This is a genomic window from Iodobacter ciconiae, from assembly GCF_003952345.1.
GTDB lineage: Bacteria > Pseudomonadota > Gammaproteobacteria > Burkholderiales > Chitinibacteraceae > Iodobacter > Iodobacter ciconiae.
In genome coordinates this window covers 2095873-2108764 of sequence record NZ_CP034433.1, presented here as the reverse complement: position 1 = coordinate 2108764, position 12892 = coordinate 2095873, and the positions used below count along the sequence as shown (strand labels likewise).

Here is a 12892-nt window from a genome sequence, read left to right as displayed (position 1 = left end):
CACCCCCTGCTTGAATATTTATATAGGGCTATCTGCAGCCGGATCCATATTCTTAAATCAGAGCCAGCCAGTCTTCATGTTTAGGATCTAAGCCTTTTACACAGTCAAAATAGCGCTTTTGCAGGCGTTCGGTAATCGGGCCGCGGCTGCCGGAGCCAATAGGGCGGTTGTCGAGTTCACGAATCGGCGTTACTTCGGCGGCGGTGCCGGTAAAGAATGCTTCATCTGCGGTATAGACTTCATCGCGGGTGATGCGTTTTTCGATGACTTCAATTCCTTCTTCTTTTGCCAGTGTGATGACGGTGTTGCGGGTAATACCATCAAGGCAGCTTGATACATCCGGGGTATAGAGCTTGCTTTTTTTAACAATGAATAAATTTTCGCCCGCGCCTTCGGATACATAGCCTTCGGTATCGAGCAGCATGGCTTCATCGTAGCCGTCGGCGGCGGCTTCCTGATGTGCCAGAATGGAGTTGACGTAATAGCCGCTGGCTTTGGCCCGCACCATGGATACATTTACATGATGGCGTGTGAAGCTGGAAATTTTTACACGGATGCCTTTTTCCAGGCCTTCCGTGCCTAGATAGGCACCCCATGGCCACGCAGCAACGATCACATTGATTGCGTTACCTGTTGCTGCGATACCCAGTTTTTCCGATCCTACAAAGGCTAGCGGGCGCAGGTAGCAGGAAGCCAGCTTGTTTTCACGCACCACCGTTTTTTGCGCTTCGAAGACTTCTTCAAAGCTGAACGGGATGTTCATCTGGAAAATTTTGGCTGAGTTAAATAAGCGCTCTGTGTGCTCGTGCAGCCGAAAGATCGCGGTGCCCTTTGGGGTTTCGTAAGCGCGTACACCTTCAAACACGCCCATGCCGTAGTGCAGGGTATGAGTTAAGACGTGTGTGGTCGCATCGCGCCACGGTACCAATTTACCGTCATACCAGATCAGGCCATCGCGGTCAGACATCGACATATTGCAAACTCCTACCCAAAGCATTGATGAAAAAAGTGAGTACTGATTGTAACTGAAAAAGAGGGGATTTTTGGCTGGGGGTTCAATGGCTTGTAAAAAAACAAGCGCTGATTTTATCCCCTGGTGATAAGGGGGGAAGGAGTGTGCCTTATTTACACCGTGGTGAATATGCCTTACATCTTAGGCTCACTTGCATGAAGGTTGCGTTTACGGGAAGTGAAATCTGGTTCCGTGATGCTGATGGGCTTAAAGCGCAAGATAATATGTCTATTTGATATTGTTGCCCGAATTTTTGTGAAATTTAGCCATGTGCATAAGAAAAGTCCAATATTTTAATAGAGTGAGAGGCGTTGTGAATACTGATGAAATTGCTGCATCTTCTAGGGAAAGTGCAGAGCTGGCGGCGGTGCTCGCCGCAAGTTTGGCTCTTGCTGCCTGTGGCGGTTCGCAAAAGGATCCTGCTCCCTCCAACAGGCAGGTGGCTGTACTTAAACCGCAGAGCGATGCAGAAGCCGCTCGCTTTCTGGCGCAAGCTGGCTTTGGTGGTCGTCAGATTGAAATAAATATGTTGAAAGAAATTGGTTACGAGGCATGGCTTACACAGCAGTTTAAGACATCACCACAGCCCTCCCGCTGGACCTATGCTAACGATTTGCGTGTCAAGGATTTAGCTGCTTACCAAAATTGGCAGGGTCTTCCCAATATTTTATGGCAAAGCATGTTTACGGGAAATGATGTATTGCAGCAGCGCATGACCTTGGCTTTGTCTGAAATTTTTGTGATCAGCTATGCAGGGGTTGATGTGCCGGAGACGATTAAGTCGCTGGTTATGGCTGATTTTATGGATATTTTGCAAAGAAATGCATTTGGCAATTTTTATAATTTGCTTCGTGAAGTGACGCTAAGTATCGCAATGGGGCGGATGCTGGGGACACTGGGTAATTTAAAGGAAGACAATAAAGGCCGGCGTCCAGATGAAAATTATGCTCGTGAAGTGATGCAGCTTTTTACGATCGGACTTTATGAATTAAATATAGACGGCTCGCTTAAGAAAGATGCTCAGGGCCAGGCGATTGAAACCTATAACCTTGATACGGTTTCAAATTTAGCCCGTGTTTTTACTGGCTGGAGTGCCCCTTTGCAATTTGGCGTTCCCAACCCAGATGTCGAATTATCAAGAAAGCCGATGACCTTGCAAAATGCCGATCACTCTGCTCTAGAAAAGAGTTTTCTGGGGGTGACCATTCCGGCTGGTACTGATGGGCATGCATCGTTGAAAACGGCATTGACAACTTTATTTAACCATCCCAATGTCGGGCCTTTTATTGGTAAACAATTAATTCAGCGTTTTGTATGCAGTAACCCGAGTCCTGCATATATAGCTAGGGTGGCTACTGCCTTTAATGGTGGCGGGGCAAGTAGCAGGGGCGACATGAAAAATGTGATCTCGGCTATTTTGATGGACCCTGAAGCCAGGCAGGCTCCCGACGGTAATGCATTTGCAGGTAAGCATCGTGAACCGATGATCCGTTTGGTTCAATTGATTAGAACGCTGGATTACAGAAGCCCGGATGGGGTATGGCGGCTGGGTAATACCACGGATCCGAGTACGCGTTTGGGCCAGGGGCCGTTGGGGGCCAGCAGCGTATTTAATTTTTTCAGGCCAGGCTACGTGCCGCCAGGCTCCGAGCTTGCGAAGCAGGGACTGGTCGCTCCTGAAATGCAGATCGTTTCGGAAATTTCAACCATTGTGCAGCTTAACTACTTGTATAGCTTGTTGACGGCTCCGGAAAACAGCACCTTGCGCACTTATAACGACAGCAATGGTAATAATCAGAACGATAGAAAAGAAACGGGGCTATCACTTTTTTTGCATGAGGAAAAAGCACTGGCTGATCAGCCCTTGCTCCTGGTTGAGCGCTTTAACCTTTTATTTGTTTGCGGTCAGCTTAGCGAGGCAGTGAAATCTGCGATCGTGGCTAGTGTCAGTAAATTGGCGATCGGTGACCCCAATCCTGCAAAGCTTGACATCCAAAAACAGAATCGTGTCTTTGCGGCATTGTTGATGATACTGAGTAACCCCGAATATCTGGTTTTAAAATAAGGAACTCCGATGGATAAGCATCTTTCACGTCGCGAGTTTTTGCGTCGCGCAGGAATATTGGCAGCCACGGGCGCTGCCGCTCCGATGGCATTTAACTTGTCATTAATGGGTGAAGCCGCAGCTGCGGCGATGCCGGGTGATTATAAGGCTTTGGTTTGTGTATTTTTGTCTGGCGGTAATGATCATCAAAATACGTTAATTCCTTATGATCTGGCTAATTACAATGCTTATGCTGCTATTCGACAATCATTAGCAATACCGCGAGCACAGCTGAGTGCTTTGCCCAATGCTTTGAGCGATGGCAGGCAAATGGCGTTGGCTCCGCAGCTGTCAGGATTGTCTTCCTTGTACACTGCCGGGCGTTTGGCTGTGGTTGCAAATATGGGGCCACTGATTCAGCCGACGACCAAATTGCAGTATCAAAATCGTAGTGTCCCTTTGCCACCCAAGTTGTTCTCGCATAATGATCAGCAGAGTTACTGGATGTCTTCCATGGCAGAGGGCGCTGATTCGGGCTGGGGAGGGCGGGTTGGGGATTTATTTTTAAATAGTAATGCCAGCGCAGCGCTTAGCTGTATTTCAGTTGGCGGAATTGGGCTTTATTTAAGTGGCAAGGAGGCGAGAAGTTTTTCGGTTGGCGTAAGTGGCAATCCTCAGCTTTTGTGGGGTTCTAATTATGTCTTCGGGCCTGATTTTATGACTGATTTAAAAACGATGATGACAAATAATAAAAGTAATCATCTTGAAAATGAGTATGTAAAAGTGACTCAGCGCGGTTTGAATACATCTTCAAAGCTTGATGCTGTTTTAAAAGCTGCACCTGCTTTAAATACGGTGTTCCCATGGGGGAATGCCCTGGCAGATTCACTGAAGATGGTGGCTAAGTTAATCAGCGTGAAGGGGCAGCTTGGTAATCAGCGGCAGGTTTTCATGGTGCAGCTGAGTGGTTTTGATTTGCATGATGGTTTGATTGCCAAGCACCCTGTGCTGCTTAAAATGCTGAATGATGCTTTGATGGCTTTTGATAGTGCACTCAGTGAGCTGGGTTTGCAGGATCAGGTTACTACATTTACCGGGTCGGAATTTGGCCGTACTCTGAGCAGTAATGGCGGCGGTTCGGATCACGGCTGGGCGAGTCATCATTTTGTGATGGGGGGGGCCGTGGCAGGCGGGCAGATTTATGGCCGCGTACCGATGCCTGTACTGGGGGGGAGTGACGATGTGGGGCAGGGGCGTCATATCCCTGACTTATCCGTTGAGCAGTTTGCCTGGCCTCTGGCTAAATGGTTTGGTGTAGCCGATGCTGATCGTTATCTGGTGCTGCCAACGTTGGCACGATTTGATGAAAATGTGCTCAACATAATGAAAGTCTAGTTCGAACTCTGGGCAGGTTTGTTGGCTTATTTGCTGACAAACCTGCTGTGATGGGCTTTGCTAGATCTCCGATTCCATTTTGGGGCTGCGCCCCATGAGCTCGGATAAAATATCTTGCACTGGCATTCGTTCAAACAGCATTTTGCACACGGCCGCTGTAATCGGCATTTCAATACCCAGCTCATTGGCCTGACGCAATACTTCACGGGCGGTTGGTACGCCTTCAGCGACGTGGCCTAGATTTTTTAGGATATCATCAAGGCTTAAGCCTTGTGCCAGTAGCAGGCCCACGCGGCGGTTACGTGATAAATCACCGGTTGCAGTCAGCATCAGGTCGCCAATCCCGGCAAGACCCATCATGGTTTCGGTTTTACCGCCCAGGGCCGCTGCAAAGCGCGCCATTTCGGCAAGGCCACGGGTGAGTAATGCGGCCCTTGCATTAAGCCCCAGATTTAGTCCGTCGCACACACCTGCAGCAATTGCAATCACGTTTTTAACTGCAGCGCCAATTTCTACTCCGATTAAATCATCACTGGCATAGAGGCGTAACACTGAGGTGTTCAGCTCTTCTACCGTGTGGCGGGCAAATTGTGCATCGCTTGCCGCAATAGTAACCGCAGCGGGCAGGCCTTTAGCTACTTCCTGGGCAAAGCTGGGCCCAGATAGCATACCGCGTGAGACATTGCCGACCATTTCCTGCTCGGCAATCTGGTGTGGCAGTAGCATTGTGCCGGCTTCCAGGCCTTTGCAGGCCCATAGCACGGCCGCTTTGCAATCTAAATCACGCAATGCTTTTAGTGAGGTGCGTAAACCTGACATCGGTGTCACAATCAGAACCAGTTCGGTATTAAGTACCGCGTTCGCAAGATCATGAGTGACTGTGAGTGAGGTCGGGAAAAGGGAGTCACTCAGATAGCGAGGATTGGCGCGGGCGAGTTGCATCTCTTTAACTTGCTCAATATCGCGTGACCAGAGGGTGACCTGATGGCGGTCAGCAAAACGAACGGCGAGCGCAGTGCCCCAAGAGCCTGCACCTAAGACAGCTAATTTCATATGCCCCATACTTCCTCAATACGAATAAACCCAGACACACCGTCACGATGCTTTACTTTTAGCCAGCCAGTGCGGGTGTTTTCTTGCAGATCAAGCAGTAAATCTTTGCCTGCACGGTAAAGAATGGCTGATTTAGCATCGGCTACTTTGTAGATTATCGCCTCTCTCAATACTTGTACGGTGTGTCTGGTACTGAGGTCTTTTTTTCTGAGCCAGGCTAAGCTGCCTGCTCTGTCTCTTACCCTGGCCCAGTCCCCCTGTTCGGCGAGTAGCTCAAGTGGTATGCCCTTACTCATCAAAAACAGCTTTTTAGCTTCATCGGCCGGTGCTTCAGATAAAACAACGCCATGGCGGGCGATGGATCGATATTCAAGGGCAAAAGCTGCGTTGACCAACAACGCCAACGCAGCGATTACACTCAGCTTAATGAGTGGTTTGTGCATTTGCGGCCTGCTCTTCTGCTTGCTGACGCTGTTGCAAGTAGATTGCTTCAAAATTGATCGGTTGCAACATCAGCGGCGGAAAGCCAGCACGTGTTGTCAAATCAGAAACTGCTTCACGCAGGTAAGGGAACAGAATGCTTGGGCAACCAATACCCAGGAGCGGATCCATTTCTTCTGCAGCTACGTTTTCGATATTGAATAAGCCATTCTGGGTTACTTCAACCAGAAAGATGGTGCGCTCTTCCACGGTGGCCTGTGCTGTAACAGTCAGAGATACTTCATAAAAACCATTATCAAAGCTACGGGCCTGATTGCGAAACTGAATATTAAATTCAGGCTCGGCTTGTTCCAGAAAGGCTTGCGGCGAGTTCGGGGACTCAAGAGAAATATCTTTTACATACAGTTTTTGAATGGCAAAAACGGGCTGGAGCTCTTGGTTCTGTTCGCTCATGGCAAATCCTTATTTTCTATTTTATATAGGTGGGTAAAACATGAAGGCGAAATCATCGCACGATTTATGCGTGAATGACTATCGTCTAGCTTTGTGTGATTGTATTACGGGGTCAATAAAGCATCTAGCTCGCCAGCATGATCTAGCGCAGCTAAATCATCAAAACCACCGACATGATGCTCGCCAATATAAATTTGCGGCACGGTGCGGCGGCCAGTGCGACTCATCATTTCATCGCGACGTTCAGGATTCAAATCAATACGTACTTTTTCAATCTCTGTGATGCCTTTCTTATTTAATAAACGTTCAGCCATCACGCAGTAAGGGCAGACCCCGGTGCTGTACATTAAAATATGGGCCATTTTTGGATCCTTGGAATTGTTATCAGATGTAGTTAGTAAGTGAGGGCAGTTTTTGATTCTACAAGGAGGAGAACTGCATGCTGGTTTGGATTTATATAAATCAATAACTTAGCTACTTTGCGGGGTTTTGCTACTAGCAGAGTATTGACCTGATGCGCTGAGATCGGTATATTTCGGCCTCTCGCTGCAGCACACACGGCAACACAGTGTTTGGGCAAGCGAAACGATCTTTAAAAAAATACAGTCGATGAGTGTGAGTGCTTGATTCGGAAGCGAAACAAGTGCTTGCATAGTAAGAGTCATTTTTCGGAATGGCTTGAGTTTTGTAAGCCAGTAAGTACTAGCTTAGCGATTAAACTAAAGAGTTTGATCCTGGCTCAGATTGAACGCTGGCGGCATGCTTTACACATGCAAGTCGAACGGTAACAGGCTGCTTGCAGCGCTGACGAGTGGCGAACGGGTGAGTAATATATCGGAACGTACCTAGTAATGGGGGATAACTATCCGAAAGGATAGCTAATACCGCATACGCCCTGAGGGGGAAAGAGGGGGATCGCAAGACCTCTCGTTATTAGAGCGGCCGATATCAGATTAGCTAGTTGGTGAGGTAAAGGCTCACCAAGGCGACGATCTGTAGCGGGTCTTAGAGGACGATCCGCCACACTGGAACTGAGACACGGTCCAGACTCCTACGGGAGGCAGCAGTGGGGAATCTTGGACAATGGGCGCAAGCCTGATCCAGCAATGCCGCGTGCGTGAAGAAGGCCTTCGGGTTGTAAAGCGCTTTTGTCCGGGAGGAAATCCTAAGAGCTAATATCTTTTGGGGATGACAGTACCGGAAGAATAAGGACCGGCTAACTACGTGCCAGCAGCCGCGGTAATACGTAGGGTCCAAGCGTTAATCGGAATTACTGGGCGTAAAGGGTGCGCAGGTGGTTGATTAAGTGTGATGTGAAAGCCCCGGGCTCAACCTGGGAATTGCATTGCAAACTGGTGAACTAGAGTATGGCAGAGGGGGGTGGAATTCCGCGTGTAGCAGTGAAATGCGTAGAGATGCGGAGGAACACCGATGGCGAAGGCAACCCCCTGGGCTAATACTGACACTCATGCACGAAAGCGTGGGGAGCAAACAGGATTAGATACCCTGGTAGTCCACGCCCTAAACGATGTCTACTAGTTGTTGGGGAATTCGTTCCTTAGTAACGCAGCTAACGCGTGAAGTAGACCGCCTGGGGAGTACGGCCGCAAGGCTAAAACTCAAAGGAATTGACGGGGGCCCGCACAAGCGGTGGATGATGTGGATTAATTCGATGCAACGCGAAAAACCTTACCTAGCCTTGACATGTCAAGAACCTCTGAGAGATTGGGGGGTGCCGCAAGGAACTTGAACACAGGTGCTGCATGGCTGTCGTCAGCTCGTGTCGTGAGATGTTGGGTTAAGTCCCGCAACGAGCGCAACCCTTGTCCTTAGTTGCCATCATTTGGTTGGGCACTTTAAGGAGACTGCCGGTGACAAACCGGAGGAAGGTGGGGATGACGTCAAGTCCTCATGGCCCTTATGGCTAGGGCTTCACACGTCATACAATGGTCGGTACAGAGGGTTGCCAAGCCGCGAGGTGGAGCTAATCTCATAAAACCGATCGTAGTCCGGATTGGAGTCTGCAACTCGACTCCATGAAGTCGGAATCGCTAGTAATCGCGGATCAGCATGTCGCGGTGAATACGTTCCCGGGCCTTGTACACACCGCCCGTCACACCATGGGAATGGGTTTCACCAGAAGTAGGTAGGCTAACCTTCGGGAGGCCGCTTACCACGGTGGGATTCATGACTGGGGTGAAGTCGTAACAAGGTAGCCGTAGGGGAACCTGCGGCTGGATCACCTCCTTTCAAGAGAAGACTTTTGGATTGAGTACTCACACTCATCGACTGTAGAAAAGAAGATACGAGAAGTTTTCGTAAAAATCAGATTGCTCAGTTGCTCAGGCGGCGTAGATTAGCTACCTGAATATTCTGAAATGGGTCAGTAGCTCAGTCGGTTAGAGCACCGTCTTGATAAGGCGGGGGTCACAGGTTCGATTCCTGTCTGACCCACCATTCTAATCCGCACTAGCCTGCGTGATGCGTCGTCATAAAATAATTTGTGTACTGAAACGTACACTGCGTTATTTTATTTCTAGCCTCACTTGACTATTGCGGCCAGAGAGGTGATTGCTTAATGAATTTATTGAGCAGGCAATTTGATTTTAAATTGCAATAATTTATTGCGAGCTAGACGAGAAATAAAATCTCGATGTTTACTAAGGTAAACGAGAGATTGAGTGACGAAGTATAGCGAAGTAACTGGGGGCTTAGCTCATCTGGTAGAGCACCTGCTTTGCAAGCAGGGGGTGAACGGTTCGAGTCCGTTAGCCTCCACCACTCCTTTGAGTGGTGGAATGAAGTAAGAAACTAGAAATAACATATTGTCTCAAGAGAGATTTAAAGCTTGGGACGATGTTTTATTTCTGATTTCTAAAATCAGCAATATGTATCTTTGATCTTTAAAAAAATAGAAGAAGTAATACTCAAGTTTAGAAATAAATAAGGGTAGATTGTATAAAAATCGATTATTCGAAGTCAGAACTGAATAATCGATGTCGCAAACAAAGCGAAATCAGATACTTCGAATTGTATTAACTTTGTTGATACGTGTTTGAGGTTATAGGATCAAGCGACTAAGTGCATCTGGTGGATGCCTTGGCGATGATAGGCGAAGAAGGACGCGTTAGCCTGCGAAAAGCGATGGGGAGCTGGCAAATAAGCTTTGATCCATCGATATCCGAATGGGGAAACCCGGCCCTTTTGGGTCACTCATCACTGAATACATAGGTGGTGTAGAGCGAACTCGGCGAACTGAAACATCTAAGTAGCCGAAGGAAAAGAAATCAACCGAGATTCCCAAAGTAGTGGCGAGCGAAATGGGAAGAGCCTGCATGTGATAGATCAAACTTTAGTGGAACAGTCTGGAAAGTCTGGCGATAGTGGGTGATAGCCCCGTACACGAAAGAGATTGGTTGGTACTAAGCATGCGAGAAGTAGGGCGGGACACGAGAAATCCTGTTTGAAGATGGGGGGACCATCCTCCAAGGCTAAATACTCATCATCGACCGATAGTGAACCAGTACCGTGAGGGAAAGGCGAAAAGAACCCCGGGAGGGGAGTGAAATAGAACCTGAAACCGGATGCATACAAACAGTGGGAGCCCTTGCAAAATGGGGTGACTGCGTACCTTTTGTATAATGGGTCAGCGACTTACGTTCAGTAGCGAGCTTAACCGAGTAGGGGAGGCGTAGGGAAACCGAGTCCGAATAGGGCGCATAGTTGCTGGGCGTAGACCCGAAACCAAGTGATCTATCCATGGCCAGGATGAAGCTGCGGTAATACGCAGTGGAGGTCCGAACCCACTAATGTTGCAAAATTAGGGGATGAGCTGTGGATAGGGGTGAAAGGCTAAACAAACTTGGAAATAGCTGGTTCTCCTCGAAAACTATTTAGGTAGTGCCTCATGTATCACTGACGGGGGTAAAGCACTGTTATGGCTAGGGGGTCATCGCGACTTACCAAACCATGGCAAACTCTGAATACCGTCAAGTGCGAGCATGGGAGACAGACTGTGGGTGCTAACGTCCATGGTCAAGAGGGAAACAACCCAGATCGCCGTCTAAGGTCCCAAATAATCAGTTAAGTGGAAAACGAGGTGGGAAGGCATAGACAGCCAGGATGTTGGCTTAGAAGCAGCCATCATTTAAAGAAAGCGTAATAGCTCACTGGTCGAGTCGTCCTGCGCGGAAGATGTAACGGGGCTCAAACTGATAACCGAAGACGCGAATTTAGGAGTCAGCTTTCAGGCTTCAGGAGTCAAACGATGGTTCAACGTGTAGAAGAATTGGACGTGTTTAAGAAAGCCTATGTGGTCTCCTTAGAGATTCATCGGATGAGCTTAAGCTTTCCAAAGATTGAACAATACGCGTTGGGTGATCAAATACGACGATCGAGTAAAAGCATTGTTGCAAATCTTGCAGAAGGATTTGGCAAACAAGGCTACTTGAAAGGAGAATTTTTACGCTTCATTTTTATTGCCTTAGGCAGTGCAGATGAAGTGCGAGTTTGGCTACGATATAGCATGGATTTAGGATACATCAGTGAAACAGACTGGCAACGTTGGCGCGATCAATATGAAGAGATCGCCAAGATGCTGCATGGTTTAGGCAAATCACTGAAACCCGAACCCTGAAAGCTGGCTCCTAAATGGTAGAGGAGCGTTCCGTAGGCCTGCGAAGGTGTCTTGAGAAGGATGCTGGAGGTATCGGAAGTGCGAATGCTGACATGAGTAGCGATAATGCGGGTGAAAAGCCCGCACACCGAAAACCCAAGGTTTCCTGCGCAACGTTCATCGGCGCAGGGTGAGTCGGCCCCTAAGGCGAGGCAGAAATGCGTAGTCGATGGACAACGGGTTAATATTCCCGTACCGATATGAAGTGCGATGGGGGGACGGAGAAAGGTAGGTCAGCCATCTGTTGGAATAGGTGGTTTAAGCGAGTAGGCGTGTGGCTTAGGCAAATCCGGGCTGCTTTAACGCTGAGACGTGATGACGAGGACTTCGGTCTGAAGTGATTGATCCTATGCTTCCAAGAAAAGCCTCTAAGCTTCAGCTTTATATTGACCGTACCGCAAACCGACACAGGTGGGTAGGAAGAGAATTCTAAGGTGCTTGAGAGAACTCAGGAGAAGGAACTCGGCAAATTATCACCGTAACTTCGGGAGAAGGTGAGCCCAGAGTATGTGAAGTTCTTCGCGAATGGAGCAGAAATGGGTCGCAGAGAAATGGGGGCTGCGACTGTTTATCAAAAACACAGCACTCTGCAAAGTCGAAAGACGACGTATAGGGTGTGACGCCTGCCCGGTGCTGGAAGATTAAATGATGGGGTGCAAGCTCTTGACTGAAGTCCCAGTAAACGGCGGCCGTAACTATAACGGTCCTAAGGTAGCGAAATTCCTTGTCGGGTAAGTTCCGACCCGCACGAATGGCGTAACGATGGCCCTACTGTCTCCTCCTGAGACTCAGCGAAGTTGAAATGTTTGTGAAGATGCAATCTCCCCGCTGCTAGACGGAAAGACCCCGTGAACCTTTACTGTAGCTTTGCATTGGACTTTGAAGTGGTTTGTGTAGGATAGGTGGGAGGCTATGAAGCGTGGACGCTAGTCTGCGTGGAGCCGACCTTGAAATACCACCCTGACCCCTTTGAGGTTCTAACCTTGGTCCGTTATCCGGATCGGGGACCGTGCATGGTAGGCAGTTTGACTGGGGCGGTCTCCTCCCAAATTGTAACGGAGGAGCTCGAAGGTCGCCTAGGTACGGTCGGACATCGTACTGATAGTGTAATGGCATAAGGCGGCTTAACTGCGAGACAGACAAGTCGAGCAGGTGCGAAAGCAGGACATAGTGATCCGGTGGTTCTGAATGGAAGGGCCATCGCTCAACGGATAAAAGGTACTCCGGGGATAACAGGCTGATTCCGCCCAAGAGTTCACATCGACGGCGGAGTTTGGCACCTCGATGTCGGCTCATCACATCCTGGGGCTGTAGCCGGTCCCAAGGGTATGGCTGTTCGCCATTTAAAGTGGTACGTGAGCTGGGTTCAAAACGTCGTGAGACAGTTTGGTCCCTATCTGCAGTGGGCGTTGGAAATTTGAGGGGGGCTGCTCCTAGTACGAGAGGACCGGAGTGGACAGATCTCTGGTGTACCGGTTGTCACGCCAGTGGCATCGCCGGGTAGCTAAATCTGGAAGAGATAAGCGCTGAAAGCATCTAAGCGCGAAACTCGCCTCAAGATGAGATTTCCCCAAGGCTTTAAGCCTTTTAAAGGGTCGTTCGAGACCAGGACGTTGATAGGTCGGGTGTGGAAGTGCAGTAATGCATTAAGCTAACCGATACTAATTGCCCGTAAGGCTTGATCCTATAACCTGAGACGCGTGTGTGCGACGGTATATAATCTACCCGGATTAAGAGTTAAGTTTGAGTATTGAATTACTTCTTCTATTGAACTGAACGCGTTGTGGAGCAATACACACGACGAGTTACCCCGTTAAAG

General features: G+C 48.8%; 7 protein-coding genes, 2 tRNA genes and 2 rRNA genes. 6 read left to right on the top strand and 5 right to left on the bottom strand.

From position 1 onward, the window contains the following. Positions 1 to 52: 52 nt before the first annotated feature. On the bottom strand, positions 53 to 973 hold the full coding sequence (locus tag EJO50_RS09285) for a branched-chain amino acid transaminase (protein WP_125973563.1): 921 nt from the start codon (positions 971 to 973) through the stop codon (positions 53 to 55). A 352-nt stretch (positions 974 to 1325) separates the two neighbouring features. On the opposite strand from EJO50_RS09285, the gene EJO50_RS09280 reads away from it, so the two are divergent. Both EJO50_RS09280 and EJO50_RS09275 read left to right on the top strand, forming a co-directional pair. Further along, positions 1326 to 3077: a DUF1800 domain-containing protein gene (locus EJO50_RS09280; protein ID WP_164521468.1), complete on the top strand. Its 1752-nt coding sequence runs from the start codon at positions 1326 to 1328 to the stop codon at positions 3075 to 3077. 9 nt (positions 3078 to 3086) lie between these two features. Beyond that, on the top strand, positions 3087 to 4451 hold the full coding sequence (locus tag EJO50_RS09275; protein WP_125973559.1) for a DUF1501 domain-containing protein: 1365 nt from the start codon (positions 3087 to 3089) through the stop codon (positions 4449 to 4451). 60 nt (positions 4452 to 4511) lie between these two features. On the opposite strand, the gene EJO50_RS09270 is transcribed toward EJO50_RS09275, so the two are convergent. The 4 genes from EJO50_RS09270 to grxC all read right to left on the bottom strand — a co-directional run bounded on the left by EJO50_RS09270 (position 4512) and on the right by grxC (position 6760). After that, a complete protein-coding gene (locus EJO50_RS09270; protein ID WP_125973557.1) occupies positions 4512 to 5504 on the bottom strand; it encodes an NAD(P)H-dependent glycerol-3-phosphate dehydrogenase in 993 nt (330 codons plus the stop codon). Next, positions 5501 to 5947: an SH3 domain-containing protein gene (locus EJO50_RS09265; RefSeq protein ID WP_125973555.1), complete on the bottom strand. Its 447-nt coding sequence runs from the start codon at positions 5945 to 5947 to the stop codon at positions 5501 to 5503. Before EJO50_RS09265 ends, EJO50_RS09270 begins: the two co-directional genes overlap by 4 nt. Beyond that, positions 5928 to 6398, bottom strand: a complete 471-nt coding sequence (secB, locus tag EJO50_RS09260) for a protein-export chaperone SecB (RefSeq protein ID WP_125973553.1) — start codon at positions 6396 to 6398, stop codon at positions 5928 to 5930. Before secB ends, EJO50_RS09265 begins: the two co-directional genes overlap by 20 nt. A gap of 104 nt (positions 6399 to 6502) precedes the next feature. Next, positions 6503 to 6760: a glutaredoxin 3 gene (gene grxC / locus EJO50_RS09255; protein WP_125973551.1), complete on the bottom strand. Its 258-nt coding sequence runs from the start codon at positions 6758 to 6760 to the stop codon at positions 6503 to 6505. A 354-nt stretch (positions 6761 to 7114) separates the two neighbouring features. Between grxC and EJO50_RS09250 the strand changes: the two genes are divergently transcribed. From EJO50_RS09250 to EJO50_RS09235, 4 genes are all read left to right on the top strand, one after another. After that, a 16S ribosomal RNA gene (locus EJO50_RS09250) occupies positions 7115 to 8648 on the top strand. A gap of 130 nt (positions 8649 to 8778) precedes the next feature. After that, positions 8779 to 8855, top strand: a tRNA-Ile gene (locus tag EJO50_RS09245). A gap of 248 nt (positions 8856 to 9103) precedes the next feature. After that, positions 9104 to 9179: transfer RNA gene (locus EJO50_RS09240), tRNA-Ala, on the top strand. Positions 9180 to 9465: 286 nt separating this feature from the next. Further along, positions 9466 to 12759, top strand: a 23S ribosomal RNA gene (locus tag EJO50_RS09235). The 16S and 23S rRNA genes sit together here with 2 tRNA genes alongside, the layout of an rRNA operon. The last annotated feature ends 133 nt before the right edge of the window (positions 12760 to 12892 follow it).

Excerpts from the sequence above, each read along its gene's own strand:
- EJO50_RS09285 (WP_125973563.1), bottom strand. The coding sequence starts at position 973 with ATGTCGATGTCTGACCGCGATGGCCTGATCTGGTATGACGGTAAATTG.
- EJO50_RS09275 (WP_125973559.1), top strand. The coding sequence starts at position 3,087 with ATGGATAAGCATCTTTCACGTCGCGAGTTTTTGCGTCGCGCAGGAATA.
- EJO50_RS09270 (WP_125973557.1), bottom strand. The coding sequence starts at position 5,504 with ATGAAATTAGCTGTCTTAGGTGCAGGCTCTTGGGGCACTGCGCTCGCC.
- EJO50_RS09265 (WP_125973555.1), bottom strand. The coding sequence starts at position 5,947 with ATGCACAAACCACTCATTAAGCTGAGTGTAATCGCTGCGTTGGCGTTG.
- secB (WP_125973553.1), bottom strand. The coding sequence starts at position 6,398 with ATGAGCGAACAGAACCAAGAGCTCCAGCCCGTTTTTGCCATTCAAAAA.
- grxC (WP_125973551.1), bottom strand. The coding sequence starts at position 6,760 with ATGGCCCATATTTTAATGTACAGCACCGGGGTCTGCCCTTACTGCGTG.